The sequence below is a fragment of the Grimontia marina genome, assembly GCF_900060185.1.
Taxonomy (GTDB): Bacteria; Pseudomonadota; Gammaproteobacteria; order Enterobacterales; family Vibrionaceae; genus Enterovibrio; species Enterovibrio marinus.
The window spans coordinates 58,280-74,623 of the sequence record NZ_FIZY01000010.1 but is presented as its reverse complement, the minus strand read 5'-3'; the positions used below and the strand labels follow the sequence as shown (position 1 = coordinate 74,623).

Genomic DNA, 16,344 nt, shown 5'->3' with positions numbered 1-16,344 from the left:
CCATGAACAGAAAAACCTTTGGCCTGCTCGCCTACATTGTGTTTCTGATGACGCCAATTTACTGGCTGCTGATGATGTCATTTAAAACCAACGAAGAGATTTTAGGTGGCCTCACCTTCTGGCCACAGAGCTTCACGTTGGAGAACTATGCGGTCATCTTCTCCGACCCAAGTTGGTATTCGGGGTATCTGAACTCACTCACCTACGTGAGTATCAACACCCTGCTATCACTGGCGGTTGCGTTGCCTGCCGCTTATGCGTTCTCGCGCTATAAGTTTATCGGCGACAAGCACCTCTTTTTCTGGCTGCTGACCAACAGAATGGCACCACCTGCAGTATTCCTGTTGCCCTTCTTCCAGCTCTACAGCTCCGTGGGTTTGTTCGATACGCACATTGCGGTCGCACTCGCCCACTGCCTTTTCAACGTACCGCTCGCGGTATGGATTCTGGAAGGCTTTATGAGCGGTGTGCCAAAGGAGATTGATGAAACCGCCTACATTGACGGATATAGCTTCCCGCGCTTCTTTAGGCGGATCTTTATCCCGATGATCCGCTCAGGGATCGGCGTTACCGCGTTCTTCTGCTTTATGTTCAGCTGGGTTGAGCTACTGCTGGCACGAACACTGACTTCTGTAAACGCTAAACCCATTGTGGCAACCATGACCCGAACCGTCAGTGCCTCTGGTATCGACTGGGGTGTGCTCGCCGCAGCGGGTGTGTTGACCATTGTTCCCGGCCTGTTGGTGATTTGGTTCGTGCGTAACCACGTTGCCAAAGGCTTTGCACTCGGACGTGTATAAGGAGAAATGACATGAATTGGATGGCCTGGACACTCCCGAGCGCCCTGTTTTTTATCACCATCGCCTGCATGTTGGTGGCGATGACCGTATTCGAAGTACTCCGTCCCTGTGTGGAAAGGAAGGGATTCCTGCCTATCCGCACAACCCGGGGTGATCAACTCTTTATAGGGCTGCTTGGCAGTGCCTATATCCACCTTTTCTTCATCGGTATGACGGATCTGCCTATCTGGTATCCCTTCGGGATCGCCATCGTGTGGCTTATCTCGGTTTTACGTTGGGGTTAGGACAAAACGACAAAGGAGCGAAACTATGAAGCAATTGCCTGCTGTAAACAAATGGACACCACTTGGGTTCATGATCAGCTTGCTACTGGCACCGGCGGCCCTCGCCGATCAGTACAGCGACGCAGCAAAGAAGTGGGTTGGCGATGAGTTTACCCCTTCCACGCTAAGCCAAGAGGAACAGCTCAAGGAAATGGCCTGGTTTACAGACGCTGCCAAACCTTTCCGTGGCATGGAAATCAAGGTTGTATCAGAAACCATTACCACCCATGAATATGAGTCCAAAGTGCTGGCGAAAGCCTTCGAGGAAATTACCGGCATTAAGGTCACCCATGACCTGATTCAGGAAGGCGACGTGGTGGAAAAACTGCAAACGGAGATGCAGTCTAACCGCAGTATCTACGATGCCTATATCAATGACTCTGATTTGATTGGTACCCACTTCCGCTACGGCAAGGTATTCCCAATCAGCGATTACATGGTCGGCGAAGGGAAAGACGTCACCCTGCCTACTCTGGATTTGGACGATTTTATTGGCATCAGTTTCACCACCGGCCCGGACGGCAAAATCTACCAACTGCCTGATCAGCAGTTCGCTAACCTCTACTGGTTCCGCGCTGACTGGTTTGCCCGTGATGACCTGAAAGCCAAGTTCAAAGAGATTTACGGCTATGAACTCGGTGTACCGGTCAACTGGTCTGCCTATGAAGACATCGCTGAATTCTTCTCTGTTCACGTAAAAGAGATTGATGGCGAGCGCGTATACGGCCACATGGATTACGGTAAAAAAGACCCGTCTCTGGGTTGGCGCTTCACCGATGCCTGGTTCTCAATGGCAGGTGCCGGTGACAAAGGTATTCCAAACGGTACGCCCGTTGATGAGTGGGGTATCCGTGCTGAAGGCTGTTCACCCGTTGGTTCCAGCGTTGAGCGTGGCGGCGCCACTAACGGCCCTGCGGCAGTGTATGCCACCACCAAATACGTTGACTGGTTGAGTGATTACGCGCCACCGGAAGCACAGGGCATGACCTTCTCGGAAGCAGGTCCGGTTCCAGCACAGGGCTCTATTGCTCAGCAAATCTTCTGGTACACCGCCTTTACTGCTGACATGACCAAACCGGGTCTGGCCGTTGTGAATGAAGATGGCACACCAAAATGGCGCATGGCACCTTCGCCTCGCGGTCCTTACTGGGAAGATGGCATGAAGCTCGGTTATCAGGATGCCGGTTCATGGACTCTGATGAAATCGACCGATCCAAAACGCCGCATGGCGGCATGGCTTTACGCGCAGTTCACTGTGGCGAAATCCGTGTCTCTTAAGAAAACGCTGGTGGGTCTGACGCCTATCCGTGAGTCTGATATCAACTCTCAGGCCATGACAGATGCAGCACCAAAACTGGGTGGCTTGGTGGAATTCTACCGCAGCCCAGCGCGCGTGCAGTGGACGCCAACCGGTACCAACGTGCCTGACTATCCAAAACTTGCTCAACTGTGGTGGCAATTCATTGCTGAAGCAGCAAACGGCGAGAAAACACCGCAGGAAGCACTGGACGGTTTGGCGAAAGCACAAGACCGCGTACTTCAACGTCTTGAGCGTGCAAAAGTACAAGGCGATTGTGGTCCTAAGCTGAATGAGCCACGTGATGCTGAATACTGGCTGAACCTGCCGGGCGCACCGAAAGCCAAGCTGAGTAACGAGAAGCCGCAAGGCCAGACCATCAACTACGATGAACTGCTCCAGCAATGGAAGTCAGCATTGTAAATATTGAAGTAAAGAGCAACGACGACGAGATGTTTTATCTTGTTGAAGATGTAATACCAATCACAGTAGGTAGGTGATCAGAGATAGCGTAGGAAAAGTGCTCGAGAACAAGGCGAAAAATTTCGATAAGTAGTTCTTCTACAATCAAATTTTTCAACGCAGTTATCGAGTGTTTTTACAAGCTAGGATGAGCAGATATTTACTACGATTGGTATAATGTAACGAGTCCAAGTAAGCAAAACGCCTGCGGTAGCAGGCGTTTTTATTTGACTTAAAAGGTTCTAAACGTTAGAGCGTTTTAGCTTCCCCATGCTGTGAGCCAGGCATGTGTGCCTTAATCATTCGCTCCAACTCTGCCCTACTCACTGGCTTCGCAATGTAATCGTCCATGCCGCTTTTAAGGCATTCATCCCTATCTTGTGCTGTTGCATTTGCCGTCAGGGCAACAATCGGCGTGTGCGGGGCATACTCATGCTCACGGAGAAGCCTGGAAGCCTGATAGCCATCCATCACTGGCATCTGGCAATCCATAAAAATCAGGTCAAACATATCTTCTTTGCAATAATCAATCGCCACCTGACCATTCTCAGCAACCACAACCTCCACACCAAGCTTTGATAGCATCGCCTGTGTCACTCGCTGATTTACCAAGGTGTCTTCCACCACCAACACTCGTCCTGAATAGGTGGGCGCTTCTGCTACTTTGACTTCCCGTGACTCTTGCTCGGCTTTATGGCTAGCCATGGAAATCACACCAAGGTTGGCTTGCTGACCACGCAGGATACGGCTCAGGTGACTGCGCAGATCGTTAAATTTGTAAGGCCTGGAGAGGTAGCCTTCAATATTCAAGTCCTTTAACTTTATATTGTCTTGCACCTCAGGCGCTGCAGTGATCATCATTAGGCTTGGACAGCACTTACCAAAGCGCTTTCGCAATTGGGAAGCAATGGAAAAGCCATCTGAGTTTGGCATCAACTTATCGAGAATAACGATTTTGAACGGCTTGGCAGTATCGATTCGCTCTTCAATCATCCCTTCCGCATCTTCCGGATGAACGCAGCAGGAGACCTGACAACCAAGGTTACCCAGTTGCGCACTGGTTATCCTCATATTCAGGCGACTGTCATCCACTAACAACATAGCGGCATCTGAGAATAGCAAGGCATCGGTAGGTGTTGCTTCAGGCATTTGAGCGCGCTCTAAGGTGACGGTAAAGTAAAAACAACTCCCTTGACCTTCCTGACTTTCCACAAAAATGTGTCCCCCCATAAGCTCAACGATTTGGCTGGAAATAGCCAGACCAAGCCCGGTTCCGCCAAAATTACGGCTCATGCTGCCATCAGCTTGCTCAAACTTCTCAAAAACGGTGTCGAGCTTATCGCGGGGAATCCCAATGCCCGTATCTGTGACTTCAAAGCGCACCGAAATGTTGTCACCCGCTTCCGCGACTTGGTGAATATCCACAGTCACACTGCCGTGCTGAGTAAACTTGACAGCATTACCAACAAGGTTAATCATGACTTGACGCAATCGCGGTGCATCGCCCATCAGTAATGGTGTGAGGTCTTTGTCGAGATGGCAGGCAAATGCTAGTCCTTTCTCTTTTGTACGTAAGCGGAAGAGGTGCTCAATGTCTTTGCATAGCTCGCACAAATTTAACTCCACCACATCCAGCTCGAGCTTTCCTGCTTCAATTTTAGAGAAATCAAGAATGTCGTTAATGATATCGAGCAAAGAAAGGGAAGAGGTTTCCAACATTTCGATAAACTCTCGCTGCTCTTCATCCAACCGCGTACCCTTCAGTAAAGAAGCCATACCAATGATACCGTTCATCGGCGTTCGAATTTCATGGCTCATATTGGCAAGAAATTCACTCTTCTTCTGGTTTGCGGTTTCTGCTTGTACCTTAGCGCTTTTAAGTTCTGCGCTGTACTCTCGCATTTTTTCGATAGTGTGATTGTATTGGGTGTAGAGCGTGACCAGCTCCTCGCCCATTTTCTGGCTGGGTGGTTCAATCGGTTTAGGTAGATTATCCGTACCAAATTTGGTGACGCCGTGAGATATCCATACCAGCGGCCGCACAACATCCACGTAAACAATAAAGAAAACCAAACCACCGAGGACAAGGGTTGCGCCACCCAAGAAGAGCAACAGCGTGACAAACCGTTCAGTGAGTGCACTGTAAATGCCCTCCAGACTCACTTCTATTTGTAAGAAACCAAGATGATAGGTTTTTCCGAATTGCTCGTGCACCAATGGCCATTGATACGCAAACTTTGGCTCTGATGGGAGGACACCATGTTCAGATAAAGTACGATCTTCATCGAAGACACGGATGTAGCTGATCTCGGGGTCGCGGAAGATCCCAAGTGTGGTCACCTCCAATTGCACCATGTCTTCTTGCCATACACTATTCGTAATACTGGCAAGATCGGTCTTTTGTATTAACAAAGCATTTCTACGCATTTGTTCAGTACGTGACTGATAATCCAAGTACAGAGCAAAAGCCGCGACAAGGAATGCAAGAAGACTACAAACAAGAAGAACACGACCGACTAACCGTGCTGCCATGCTTGAAGGCTGATGAAGATTCTCTTTTTGATTCAACATAGTCTAGGCTTATTAATGTCTTAAATTCAGATCAACCACATGTAAGAATAGCCACGATTTGTAAACATGGATGGTCAAAACTATGTCTGGAAAGCAATCCATTCGCCGTATTGTTAATCGCGTCATCTTCTACCCGATGCCACTTTTCCTTTTATCTGCAACTACTTTCTCTGCGACGTTGGACTACTACGTTATCCAAGATCAGGCTGAACCGCTGCAAATTCAGGACAACGGTGCTAACCATCGTGGCATAGTCACGGACGTACTTAAACAGGCTTTTTATGGTACTGATCACCAGCTCGTTATTCATACTTACCCATTCAATCGCTATCTTGCTGAATTAAATAAAAATAAAGACAAAAACTGGGTAACATATGGCAGTCCTGTCTGGGGCGACATGCAAGCGGTCAATCTATCAAAGTATCCAATTCTTGAGGTAGAGCACAGTATCCTTAGCCGAACTGATTCAGATTTTGTTTACCAAACCCCGGAAGATCTGAACGGGAAAATCGCTGTGCTGCTGTTTGGGTTTGACTATCCCGGCCTTGAAGAACAAATCAAAAAAGGAGCCGTCAGTGAAGTGCGCGTAAAGAACTATGACTCCGCATTTCGCGTCGTTAACCGTCTTAAAAGTGTCGGGGGATTCGTCGAAATGGATCTTCGGCTTAAGTATCACCTTAAACGTCTCGGATACACCCAGAACGAATACACCCTGTATGAGGTCAATAACCTCATTCCAAAATACAACATTTATCTCGCCTACTCACCAGGCATCAATTCGGAGCTTAAAGAGTTTATGGATAAACGATTACAGGAAATGCTCGATAACGGGGAGTTGGCAAGCATCATTGGCGAATATTTATGATCTTCTTAGTGGGCAGAGAATACATTTATGCAGGTAGTAAGAAAAGACTCTCCTGACAGTTTTTACCGGCTGTTATCGGTAGGGGCTAGACTGAACATTGAGCTTTCAAACGACCCACGAAAAACTCAGGTAACGTCAAGGATTGTCGGTTATCGCAAAGACCAATTTTTGCTGATTGATTGCCCATACGGTCAGGACCCCATTATTGAACGTTTCTACATACCCAATAACGAACTCATCATCCGCGCGGTCACATACAGTGAGTTTCGCGATGTGATCGCATTTCGCTCCTTGGTCATGGGGGTTATCAAGAAACCTATTCGCATGCTAATTGTCTCCCTACCGGAAAGCATTGCTTATCGACAAATCCGACAGGAACCTCGCATAGATACAAACCTCACGGTGCGTGTAAAGGCAGACGAGGGTTTATTCAAAGGACGCCTTGTCGATTACTCTGTTTCAGGTTGTTGCCTTTCGGCTTCCGGTGACGAACACCTTTTTTTCGAAGACGAAACGCTGAAAATCCAGATTGAATATAGCAGCGATTTAAAAGGCACCATCACTGGCAAAGTTATCTCCGTCAACAACGAAAAAGAGCCTCCTTTCGCAGGCATACGCTTTGATGAAAGCAGTTCGACTTTGCGCAAAGAGTTTTTCTATCAATTGTTATTCGATATGCGGGTGAACGACAGGTCGCTAGATGTATAAAGAAAAAACAGGCCGATTGGCCTGTTTTCATCTTCAGAGGTTAACGAGCTTATCCGGCATCCAGCACCCCGCGGCGAATTTGGTCAAGTTCAATTGATTCAAACAACGCCTGAAAGTTACCTTCACCAAAGCCTTGATTACCTTTGCGTTGGATGATTTCAAAGAAAACAGGGCCAATCACGGTATCTGTGAATATCTGCAGCAAGATGCCTGTTTCCGCATTACCATCAATCAAAACCCTCAGGTCGCGGAGTTGGTCAACGCTTTCTTCATGGCCTCCCACACGCGAGTTCACGTTCTCGTAGTACGTGTCTGGTGTATCCATAAAGCGCATACCACGACTTCTCAGTGACTCCACGGTTTTGTAGATGTCATCAGTGCTTAGCGCGATGTGCTGGATACCTTCGCCATTGTACTCTTTGAGGTATTCAGCGATTTGAGACTTGTCATCACTAGACTCATTGATGGGGATGCGAATTTTACCGCAAGGTGCGGTTAGCGCACGAGATTTCAATCCGGTGTGTTTACCCTCGATATCAAAAAATCGAATTTCCTTGAAGTTGGCGATGCGGTCGTAAAAGTCAGCCCATACATCCATATTGCCTTTTTCAACATTGTGGGTGAGATGGTCAATCACCTGCAGGCCCGCATTCGACGCGTCAAGGCGCTCACGCCAGTCTGAGTAGTAATCAAAATCGATGTCGTAGATTTCGTTGTCACCATAACGGTCAACGAGGTACAAGTAGGAATCACCGATGCCATAAATAGCTGGAATGTTTAGCTCCATGGGCCCAACACGTGCATCACAGGCTTTAGCGCCTTGCTTTACAGCGTAGTCGACCGCATGACGAGCATTCTGCACCCGAAAAGCCATGGCATTCACACTGGCACCATGAACCTTGGCAAAGCCTTGCGCTTGCGAATCAATTTCGCCATTTACAATGAAATTGATGTCCCCTTGGCGATAAAGCCACACATCTTTGTGTTTATGTTTAGCGATTTCCGCGAATCCCATCAGCGAAAACAGATTCTTCAGATCAGCAATGCCCTTCTCATTCGGCGCGGTGTATTCAACAAATTCGAAGCCGTCAGTCCCCATCGGGTTGATTGTTGTCTGTGCCATCGTTAATCCTCCTAACCTGCGATCCCTTGCGAGTGGTCGAAACAATACAAATAACTGTTAAAAGCTTGTTAATTTACTTAAATAGGAATAGCAGTCGTTAAGTGTGGAAAGCAACGCAAGAGTGCGCACTAAAGGTGGGTTAGGTGTAAAGAAGATTTTGTACACCCAGGTTGACAGAATTTATTAACACTCTATTTTAAATGAAATTTATTAGCCAGTTCGACAGGTTCAACTTCTTCTCCGCTGAGATTAATACCCCAATCAGGACCCAACATCACCGCATCATTCGCCAGACCTATCAGCCACTCATCGACAAATTCTTCGAGTGGAATAGCAACAGGTGCAAAGTCAGCCCACTCATCAATACAGTGAATTTCCGCCGCTTCACGGGATGACCAAAACGGCATCACATCCGTATCTTCGTAGATAGCTGAATCACAAATCACCCAACCATCTTTACAGTGTAAACCCCATATCGCGCCCGTTTCTCGGGAAGCGTGCACGAAATGCTCTAAAGGCGTGGTGTTCTCGGTCGTCATGCAGGCTCTCCTATGCATCGCAATAATTGACCAGTCAGCGGGAAATCAGTTTTCCCAACTTCTCAATCTATGCGCCATGAGAGCAAAGGCGTGTATTAAAAGTGAGGATCGTGCAGAAGCGCTTTCTAACTGGCCTTAACGTCGGTTTTGTGCCTTACGAAAAGCAGCGGGTGTGCTGCCGACACGTTGCTTGAACTGCTGGGAAAGGTGTTGTTGAGAAGAGAAGCCACAGGCGTCGGCAATATCTGCAAGCGGAAGAATGTTTTCCTGGAGTAAATCCTTGGCCCTTGCGATTCGGCGCGACAATACATATTGGTGGGGCGTACAGTCAAAGCTGGTTTTGAACATGCGGGCAAAGTGGAACTCACTGAGCTGTGTTAGCGTCGCTAAATCCGACAAGGTAAATGACTGCATCAGGTGGCTTTCGATGTAATCCATAACCAAACGTTGGTTTTGTGGCGACAGCCCACCTTGCGTTTTTGGTAATTGCAGTGGCAATTGGCAATAACGCCGCACCAGATGAAGCAATAACATTTGCTGGGCATGGGACATCATGATCTTGTCCGTATCGCTGGCCCAGTCCAACTGCAGCATGGTCTGGCGCACCAGTTGATTGACGAAAGGATCATCAACAAAGGTGCACTCTTTAAGCTCAATATGTCGGCCTTCTTTGTCGAACACTTGCTCGGCAAAGTTCTGTAAATGCTTTTGCTCGAAGTAGAAATGGAAGAAGCTGAAAGGATCGGCAAAAGACCATTGCGAGCGATGATCGGTCGGCATCAGACACAGCTTGTCTTCACCACCAAACATGTCACCACCGGACAGACAGCGCTTGGTATTCTGTCCGCCGCTAAGATAAAAACTCAACGTATGATGCCCCGGCTTTTCATAGCTGGCACTGCCGTGGCTATTACTCCACACGGCAGCCCCAAGACCATTATCCTGCCAGATTTCATTGTGCAGTCGCGCCGTGTTGTCCTTCAACACATTGTAAACGCGCTGCCTTTTAAGGTAATCAGACGAATCCTTATCCATTGATATATCGCTCCTTTTTAGGGTCTGTTGACCCTAGTCTCAATATATCGGCACTTCCTCTGGTTGAACATGCTTCGAACAAAAAAAGCGCAAGAATCTATAAAAACCGCAAGATGCTGAAAGCCTAAAAAATTGCCCGAAGATAGATTGACGAAAAAACAACGATAGTTGGCGCGAGAAAAGGGGGAGTCATGAACGCATCGCTTTACATCATCACGGTTTTAATCTGGGGAACCACCTGGTTGGCGATCACCTTCCAGATTGGAGACACCCCAGTTGTTGTCTCTGTGGGTTGGCGGTTTGCTATCGCATCCGCTGCGCTTCTGGCTTGGCTTGCCCTGCGCGGCAAGCTGCCCCGACTTTCCAAAGAAAACCACAAAATGGCAGTGCTGTTGGCGCTTTGCCTGTTCTCCAACAACTTTCTCTGTTTCTATTTCGCCACCCAGTACATTCCAAGTGGGCTCAACGCGGTCGTCTTTTCTCTCGCCCCGATCCTGAATGCGCTCAACCTCTGGTGGCTTGAGAAAAAACGTCCCGACGTATCTTTCATCCAAGGGGCACTCATGGGTTTTTCTGGCATCTTGATGCTGTTTGGCGCCCAGTTCATTCACTCCGCCATGGATCTCACCATTTTGCTCGGTCTTGGCGTCACCTTTGTTGGCACTTACTTTTTTTCCATGGGTAATCTGGTTTCTGCCCGCGCACAACAAAAAGGCATGCCACTACTGCCAACCACGGGCTGGGCCATGGGTTATGGTGCGCTGTATCTGTTCGCCATCGCCTTGTTCATGGGTCATTCACTCGCCTTCACCACCACGCCGCTGTATGTATCCGCGTTGGCCTATCTCGCCATCATCGGCTCTGTGATCGGTTTCAATACTTATCTTGCGTTGGTTGGGCACATTGGCGCGGCTAAAGCGGCTTACTGCACCGTCCTCTTCCCGCTGGTTGCCCTGTCTTTGTCGACCATTTTTGAAGGCTATGAATGGACATGGCAATCGGTGCTCGGCGTAATGTTGGTGGTTGGCGGGAACCTGAGAGTATTTGGCTTACCTGAGCCTGTAAAACGCTGGTACCACGCACACCGCTAAGCACTCTCGTTTTATTCTGCCGCCAGCTGAATCACCCAAACCATGCTGATCAAAACCGGCCAAAGCCAGGATGGGATGCCGAGCGTAAATGAGTATTTGTTTGGTTGCTTTTTCATCGTCTTGCCCTCTCTTGTTTGATTGGGTGATTAAAGCGAACAAAGCGGGCAATACAGGCGTTAAGAAATGGCATTATGACGAACAATAGTGACCAAAATATGGCAGTAACGTTCACGCTACCTAGGAATACTGAGATGGACAAAATTACCCTGACCGACAAATATTCTCTGTTTGATGAAATCTGGACGCCCAAAATCATCACGGAATCTAACGGACAATTAGTGAAGATCGCCAAAGGCAGCGGCGAATTAGTCTGGCATAGCCATGAGAATGAGGATGAACTGTTTCTGGTGCTGAAGGGTCAGCTGACCTTAAAGCTTCACGACGGAGAAATTGTGCTCAATCCGGGGGAATTGTTTGTGGTGCCAAAAGGTGTGGAACATTGTCCGATGGCAAAGGAAGATACCCACTTCATGATGATTGAACCAGCGTCCACCCAGCACACAGGCGCGCTGGAAACTGATGTCACAGTGTCAGCAGATGCGCAGGAGTGGATTTAGACCTTGAAGTTGTAACTCGTCTCGCCTTCGTTCGGCGTAATGGTTTTCTCGACTTGTTTTAAGAGTTGCTGCTGACCTTGAGTGTAAGCCGAAAACTTGGCCATTTTTGCTTCCTGCTCCGCCACGCGGTCTATCAAGCCGCGGTAATCACCGCGCTGTGGCGAATCTTCCTGTGCTTTGTCCGCCTGCATTTTCTCTTCGCGCTCTTTTCGTAGCATTTCTGCTCGTTCTGCGGGAGTCAATGACTGATCAGTTTTCACGCCTTCATTACGCGCGCCATACTGCGCCTCATCTTTCTCACGCTGACGCGCGCTGAGGTACATGTTGTTCGAGTAACTGGCGTTGATCAGATTTGGCATTGCCCTTTCCTGTCAGCAATTCATTTTACACATCGGGATCTTAAATTTAGTACAGGGTGTTAGAGTACAGCATATATTTTCCTCTTTTACATGCCTAAACCACTTGTGCAAAAAAGAAGCAAGCGTTATGCCAACAACGCTTGCTTCTGATTCTAAAGGGTTGATATATCGGTTATTACTTGAAAGTACGCTGACGCGTTTTTTCCAGTTTCTCAAGAATCTTGTCGATACGGTCTGGGTGAACCATATATTGCTGGAAGCCCTTCATACCTTCTTTCGCCATTGCCGGGTCGGTATCACGGTCATAAAACTGCGCAGTACCCGCCGCTTCACCCAACATCACCACACCTGCGTTCAAGTATTCATCATCTTTAGGGGTCGCTTTGTTATTGGTTGGGATTTGCAGTAGCGCTTCATTGATCATGGTCTGGATTTCAGGTTGCGCCACAAACGCCAGGAACTTACGCGCATCTTCTTTATTCTTCGCTTTTGAAGGAATATGTAGCGTATCCATTGGCGCGTCTTCTGCCATTGGCACATCTGGATTAATCACAGGGAACTGAAAGAAACCCATGTTTGGACGCACTTCATCGGTAAAGTTCGCTGCCAGGAAGTTGCCCATAAGGTACATGGCTGCCTCACCGTTGTAGAGGAAGGGTTGCGCTTCTTGCCAGGAATAGGAAGCATGGTTGTCAAGGTAGTAGCCAGGCTCAACCAGATCATTCCATTTCTCAAACACCGCTTTCACGCGTGGGTCCGTGTAAGGCACCTTGCCGTCCATAAGGTCAATGTGGAAATCGAGACCATTCACACGCATGTTGAGGTAGTCAAACCAGCCTGCTGCTGTCCAAAGGTATTTGGTTCCGATAGTAAATGGTGTCACGCCGTTGTCTTTCAATTTCTTCGCAGCAGCGACTAAATCTTCCCAAGTCTTAGGCACTGCAATACCATACTTATCGAACAGGTCTTGACGGTAATAGATACCCCATTGGTAATAGGTGTAAGGCACACCATACTGCTTGCCGTCTACTGACATAGCGGGCATCGCGCTCGAGAATTCAGTGTTCATATTGTTGGTTTTCCACAGATCACTGACATCTTCAAACAAACCACGATCGACGAAAGTTTTCATACGGTTTCCCGCATACCAGAATACGACGTCTGGCGGTGAAGTCACCAACCAGTTACGAATAGTAGTCTTGTATGCTTCGTGGTCATAAAGGTTATATTTCACCTCAATGTCCGGATAAGCCTCTTCAAACTTTTCAATCACCTCTGCCCACGCTTTCTTTGGTGCGGGGTCTGAGGCATCAGAGTTTATCACCAGCGTCCCTGCGGTTACTGAACCGCTGAGCGCTAGCATCAGACCACTGAACATCCCCAAGCTTTTCTTAGCAAGCGTTCTCATATCCTTCATCCTTACTTTCGTTAAACCAGGCTTAGCCTTTGGTAGCACCCAGCGTTAACCCGGCAATAAAGTGACGTTGCATCGTAAAAAACAGCGCAACAGGCGGGAGTGCAGCGATCACTGCGCCTGCTGACATGTACTGCCAGGATGCAAGCCATTGTCCTTGCAATGCGTTCAGGCCTGCTGTGACAGGACGAACCTCATCGCTTTGAACCAGCACCAGAGCCCAGAAAAAGTCGTTCCAAATAAAGGTAAAGACTAAAACAGACAAAGCTGCCAGTGCGGGTCTCACCAACGGGAGAACCACGAACCAGAAAATACGCCACTCGCTGACCCCTTCCACACGGGCTGCTTCGATCAGGGCATCCGGAATGCCGACAATAAAGTTGCGCATAAAGAGGGTACAGAACCCGGCCTGAAACGCGATATGGAAGAAAATGAGTGCCCAATGAGAATCATAGAGACCAAAGCTGATGGTGAGATCGCGAACTGGAATCATCAATATCTGAAACGGGACAAAATTGCCGCCGATAAACAGAGCAAACAGCCAAACATTGGCTCGGAACTTATACTTTGCCAACGCAAAGCCTGCGAGGGTCGATTGCACCACGGCTCCAGCCACAGCCGGAATGCAAATTAGCAAACTGTTAAGCAGGTAACGCCCCATCGGAGTGGCCGTAAACACCTGAGTGTAGTTTTCAACAAGCTGCAGTTCATCCGGCATACCCCAGTAGTTACCGGCATTGATATCCGCAATGGAGCGGACTGATGTCATCAAAACCGCTACAAGCGGGATCAGCCAAAGGCAAACAGCGATGTAGAGTGAAATGCGATAGGTGGCGTTAGCAACTTTGCCACGCTGCTCAATGGGTCTTGGAAACATATCAGCGCTCTCCTTTCAGCATCCGCCACAGGAACCAGGCGATATAGATATCCATAATCAGGAAGAGCACCACGGCGACCGCGGCGCCATAACCCATGCGGTAATTGAAAATTGACTCTTCATACATGAGGTAAGCAAGCACCGTTGAGCTACCCCACGGGCCGCCAGCTGTCATGGTCGCTACCAAGTCGAACGACCTTAGAGCACCGATAACCGTCACAACCACAGCAATGAAAGTGGCAGGTTTGAGTTGTGGTACCACCACATACCAGAGCATTCGCCAACCTTTTGCGCCGTCAAGGCGAGCGGCTTCAAGCTGTTCAGGGTCAAGGTTGTTAAGCCCCGTCAAATACAGAATCATGCAATAGGCCACCTGAGGCCAGAGACCCGCAGCAATGATCCCGTAGGTCACCAGATCTTCATCGGCAAGAATGGAGATAGGATCAAACCCCAACGCCACAACAAATTGGGTCAGCAGACCAAATGAAGGGTCATAAAACCAGGCAAATACCAAGCCCACCACCACTTGGGAAATCACAAACGGGAAGAAGAACAACGCCTTAATAAGACGGATACCTGCCACTTGCTGATTAAGGAAAAGAGCAATCAGTAAACCAATAGGAGGGGCAAGCATGAAAAGGACCATCCAGAGAAAGTTATTCACCAAAGAGGTGTAAAACGCATCGGAATCGAAAAGCTCGATATAGTTTTCCCAGCCCACCCAGGTCTTTTCACCCAGACCGTCCCACTCAAAAAAGCTGAGCCAGACGCTTTGACCAATGGGGTACAGCACATACACCGCAAACACGAAAATAGCGGGAGTCAGGAAGAGCCAGGGGGCAATAGCCAGCTGGCTTCGCTGTGCAGCAGAAGGTCTTGTTGCTGAAGAAAAGTTCCCTGTCATGTTACGTCCTGTATTTCGTACTTAGAGATTTTCCATGGGAATATCTGACGCGCTTTTTGTTATCAAAATGTAATCTCCACAAATTCGCAGGTTAAAACTAGTTCACAAAACAGATAATGTAAACGTTTCCATTTATCGAAAAACCGCCTATTTTTATAAAAGGGTGACCGAAACGACGAAATTTAACCGCCCTAAAAGGAATTGATTGCATAGGGACTGCAGTATGGCCGACATCACACTGAGAAATGTTGTTAAACGTTTCGGCAAAATCGAAACAATTCACGGTATCGATCTCGATATCAATGGGGGAGAGTTCGTGGTGTTTGTTGGTCCTTCCGGTTGCGGAAAGTCAACGTTACTACGTCTTATAGCAGGGCTCGAAACCATCTCTGAGGGCACCATCTCTATCAACGGCACAGAGATCAATGATGTTGACCCTGCCGATCGCGGTGTCGCCATGGTGTTCCAGTCTTATGCGCTTTATCCGCACATGACAGTCCGGGAAAACATGGGCTTTGGTCTAAAAATGAACGGGGTAGACAAAGCGGAGATCGACAAAAACGTCAACCGCGCAGCGAAAACCTTACAACTCGAAGCCCTGTTGGATCGCAAGCCAAAAGCTCTTTCTGGTGGACAGCGACAACGTGTCGCCATTGGCCGGGCAATTGTGAGGGATCCCAAGGTCTTTTTGTTTGATGAGCCGCTCTCCAATCTTGATGCAGAACTTCGTGTCGAAATGCGCCTGCAGATCGCCAAACTGCATCAGGAGCTCAAAAACACCATGATTTACGTGACCCACGATCAGGTTGAAGCAATGACACTGGCTGACAAAATCGTGGTGCTCCGTGCGGGAAATGTTGAACAAGTAGGCTCGCCTTTGGTGCTATATCACAATCCCGCCAATCTGTTCGTGGCAGGTTTCATTGGTTCACCGAAAATGAACTTTGTGCCCGGGCGCGTTTCAGCCAGCAATGGTAATGAAGTCGCTGTTACCATGCCTGATGAACAAATACTCACCATCAAAGTTGCTCGACAGGTTAACGAAGGCGAGCAAGTGACGGTTGGTATCCGGCCTGAACACATTCAGATTGGCAATGGCCCTGGGTTTAATTTCGAATTTAACAGTGAAGTGGTGGAACGCCTTGGCAACAGTACATACCTGTTCGGCCAATATTGCGGCGAGGACGGATTTAAGGTTCACATTCCCGGCGACAACGCCGTGAAAGCATTCCAGACCGTCTCCTTGCACTGTTCACCGGACGACATTCACCTGTTCGACAGTCACGAACTGGCGTTAACCCATCGTCCAGAAGGCACGGAAGATCCTTTACCACTCACTGCCAACGCGCAGGAATAATA

General features: G+C 48.4%; 16 protein-coding genes. 8 read left to right on the top strand and 8 right to left on the bottom strand.

Annotated features, from left to right (window positions below; translation table 11 throughout):
- Window positions 1-2 precede the first annotated feature (2 nt).
- From GMA8713_RS07385 to GMA8713_RS07375, 3 genes are read left to right on the top strand one after another with little or no spacing between them, the layout of a single operon-like run.
- Window positions 3-800: a carbohydrate ABC transporter permease gene (locus GMA8713_RS07385; RefSeq protein ID WP_062707286.1), complete on the top strand. Its 798-nt coding sequence runs from the start codon at window positions 3-5 to the stop codon at window positions 798-800.
- Window positions 801-811: 11 nt separating this feature from the next.
- Window positions 812-1,084 carry a DUF2160 domain-containing protein gene (locus tag GMA8713_RS07380; RefSeq protein WP_062707283.1) on the top strand — a complete coding sequence of 91 codons (273 nt, stop codon included), beginning with the start codon at window positions 812-814 and terminating at the stop codon, window positions 1,082-1,084.
- Window positions 1,085-1,109: 25 nt separating this feature from the next.
- Complete coding sequence (locus tag GMA8713_RS07375) at window positions 1,110-2,843, top strand: ABC transporter substrate-binding protein (RefSeq protein WP_062707280.1); 1,734 nt, start codon at window positions 1,110-1,112, stop codon at window positions 2,841-2,843.
- 288 nt (window positions 2,844-3,131) lie between these two features.
- Here GMA8713_RS07375 and GMA8713_RS07370 read toward each other — a convergent pair whose 3' ends face one another.
- Window positions 3,132-5,453 (bottom strand): hybrid sensor histidine kinase/response regulator, encoded by a 2,322-nt coding sequence (locus GMA8713_RS07370; protein ID WP_062707277.1) that lies wholly within the window; start codon window positions 5,451-5,453, stop codon window positions 3,132-3,134.
- Between the two features lie 82 nt (window positions 5,454-5,535).
- Here GMA8713_RS07370 and GMA8713_RS07365 point away from each other — a divergent pair, with 82 nt between their 5' ends.
- Both GMA8713_RS07365 and GMA8713_RS07360 read left to right on the top strand, forming a co-directional pair.
- The gene (locus tag GMA8713_RS07365) at window positions 5,536-6,318 is read left to right on the top strand and encodes a substrate-binding periplasmic protein (protein ID WP_062707276.1); all 783 of its coding nucleotides are present in this window, start codon (window positions 5,536-5,538) and stop codon (window positions 6,316-6,318) included.
- A 27-nt stretch (window positions 6,319-6,345) separates the two neighbouring features.
- Window positions 6,346-7,026, top strand: coding sequence for a flagellar brake protein (locus tag GMA8713_RS07360; protein WP_062707275.1), 681 nt, complete (start codon window positions 6,346-6,348; stop codon window positions 7,024-7,026).
- Window positions 7,027-7,075: 49 nt separating this feature from the next.
- Here GMA8713_RS07360 and hppD read toward each other — a convergent pair whose 3' ends face one another.
- From hppD to GMA8713_RS07345, 3 genes are all read right to left on the bottom strand, one after another.
- Window positions 7,076-8,149, bottom strand: coding sequence for a 4-hydroxyphenylpyruvate dioxygenase (hppD, locus tag GMA8713_RS07355; RefSeq protein ID WP_062707274.1), 1,074 nt, complete (start codon window positions 8,147-8,149; stop codon window positions 7,076-7,078).
- Between the two features lie 191 nt (window positions 8,150-8,340).
- Window positions 8,341-8,688: a DUF2750 domain-containing protein gene (locus GMA8713_RS07350; RefSeq protein WP_062707273.1), complete on the bottom strand. Its 348-nt coding sequence runs from the start codon at window positions 8,686-8,688 to the stop codon at window positions 8,341-8,343.
- Window positions 8,689-8,823: 135 nt separating this feature from the next.
- On the bottom strand, window positions 8,824-9,723 hold the full coding sequence (locus GMA8713_RS07345; protein ID WP_062707271.1) for an AraC family transcriptional regulator: 900 nt from the start codon (window positions 9,721-9,723) through the stop codon (window positions 8,824-8,826).
- Between the two features lie 191 nt (window positions 9,724-9,914).
- Between GMA8713_RS07345 and GMA8713_RS07340 the strand changes: the two genes are divergently transcribed.
- Window positions 9,915-10,814 (top strand): DMT family transporter, encoded by a 900-nt coding sequence (locus tag GMA8713_RS07340; protein ID WP_062707269.1) that lies wholly within the window; start codon window positions 9,915-9,917, stop codon window positions 10,812-10,814.
- Window positions 10,815-11,065: 251 nt separating this feature from the next.
- Entirely contained in the window at window positions 11,066-11,431 is a 366-nt protein-coding gene (locus tag GMA8713_RS07335; RefSeq protein WP_062707267.1) for a cupin domain-containing protein, read from the top strand.
- On the opposite strand, the gene GMA8713_RS07330 is transcribed toward GMA8713_RS07335, so the two are convergent.
- The 4 genes from GMA8713_RS07330 to GMA8713_RS07315 all read right to left on the bottom strand — a co-directional run bounded on the left by GMA8713_RS07330 (window position 11,428) and on the right by GMA8713_RS07315 (window position 14,985).
- Window positions 11,428-11,790 (bottom strand): hypothetical protein, encoded by a 363-nt coding sequence (locus tag GMA8713_RS07330; protein ID WP_062707266.1) that lies wholly within the window; start codon window positions 11,788-11,790, stop codon window positions 11,428-11,430. The genes GMA8713_RS07335 and GMA8713_RS07330 overlap by 4 nt on opposite strands.
- Window positions 11,791-11,965: 175 nt before the next feature.
- A complete protein-coding gene (locus tag GMA8713_RS07325; RefSeq protein WP_422615192.1) occupies window positions 11,966-13,168 on the bottom strand; it encodes an ABC transporter substrate-binding protein in 1,203 nt (400 codons plus the stop codon).
- A 61-nt stretch (window positions 13,169-13,229) separates the two neighbouring features.
- Complete coding sequence (locus tag GMA8713_RS07320) at window positions 13,230-14,081, bottom strand: carbohydrate ABC transporter permease (protein WP_062707264.1); 852 nt, start codon at window positions 14,079-14,081, stop codon at window positions 13,230-13,232.
- A 1-nt stretch (window position 14,082) separates the two neighbouring features.
- Window positions 14,083-14,985 (bottom strand): carbohydrate ABC transporter permease, encoded by a 903-nt coding sequence (locus tag GMA8713_RS07315; RefSeq protein WP_062707262.1) that lies wholly within the window; start codon window positions 14,983-14,985, stop codon window positions 14,083-14,085.
- A 223-nt stretch (window positions 14,986-15,208) separates the two neighbouring features.
- Between GMA8713_RS07315 and GMA8713_RS07310 the strand changes: the two genes are divergently transcribed.
- Window positions 15,209-16,342: an ABC transporter ATP-binding protein gene (locus GMA8713_RS07310; RefSeq protein WP_062707261.1), complete on the top strand. Its 1,134-nt coding sequence runs from the start codon at window positions 15,209-15,211 to the stop codon at window positions 16,340-16,342.
- Window positions 16,343-16,344 lie beyond the last annotated feature (2 nt).

Bases quoted from the DNA above. Each gene is read 5' to 3' on its own strand.
- GMA8713_RS07365 (WP_062707276.1), top strand. From the start codon at position 5,536: ATGTCTGGAAAGCAATCCATTCGCCGTATTGTTAATCGCGTCATCTTC.
- GMA8713_RS07345 (WP_062707271.1), bottom strand. From the start codon at position 9,723: ATGGATAAGGATTCGTCTGATTACCTTAAAAGGCAGCGCGTTTACAAT.
- hppD (WP_062707274.1), bottom strand. From the start codon at position 8,149: ATGGCACAGACAACAATCAACCCGATGGGGACTGACGGCTTCGAATTT.
- GMA8713_RS07325 (WP_422615192.1), bottom strand. From the start codon at position 13,168: ATGTTCAGTGGTCTGATGCTAGCGCTCAGCGGTTCAGTAACCGCAGGG.
- GMA8713_RS07335 (WP_062707267.1), top strand. From the start codon at position 11,066: ATGGACAAAATTACCCTGACCGACAAATATTCTCTGTTTGATGAAATC.
- GMA8713_RS07340 (WP_062707269.1), top strand. From the start codon at position 9,915: ATGAACGCATCGCTTTACATCATCACGGTTTTAATCTGGGGAACCACC.
- GMA8713_RS07380 (WP_062707283.1), top strand. From the start codon at position 812: ATGAATTGGATGGCCTGGACACTCCCGAGCGCCCTGTTTTTTATCACC.
- GMA8713_RS07330 (WP_062707266.1), bottom strand. From the start codon at position 11,790: ATGCCAAATCTGATCAACGCCAGTTACTCGAACAACATGTACCTCAGC.
- GMA8713_RS07385 (WP_062707286.1), top strand. From the start codon at position 3: ATGAACAGAAAAACCTTTGGCCTGCTCGCCTACATTGTGTTTCTGATG.
- GMA8713_RS07315 (WP_062707262.1), bottom strand. From the start codon at position 14,985: ATGACAGGGAACTTTTCTTCAGCAACAAGACCTTCTGCTGCACAGCGA.
- GMA8713_RS07375 (WP_062707280.1), top strand. From the start codon at position 1,110: ATGAAGCAATTGCCTGCTGTAAACAAATGGACACCACTTGGGTTCATG.
- GMA8713_RS07320 (WP_062707264.1), bottom strand. From the start codon at position 14,081: ATGTTTCCAAGACCCATTGAGCAGCGTGGCAAAGTTGCTAACGCCACC.
- GMA8713_RS07310 (WP_062707261.1), top strand. From the start codon at position 15,209: ATGGCCGACATCACACTGAGAAATGTTGTTAAACGTTTCGGCAAAATC.
- GMA8713_RS07350 (WP_062707273.1), bottom strand. From the start codon at position 8,688: ATGACGACCGAGAACACCACGCCTTTAGAGCATTTCGTGCACGCTTCC.
- GMA8713_RS07370 (WP_062707277.1), bottom strand. From the start codon at position 5,453: ATGTTGAATCAAAAAGAGAATCTTCATCAGCCTTCAAGCATGGCAGCA.
- GMA8713_RS07360 (WP_062707275.1), top strand. From the start codon at position 6,346: ATGCAGGTAGTAAGAAAAGACTCTCCTGACAGTTTTTACCGGCTGTTA.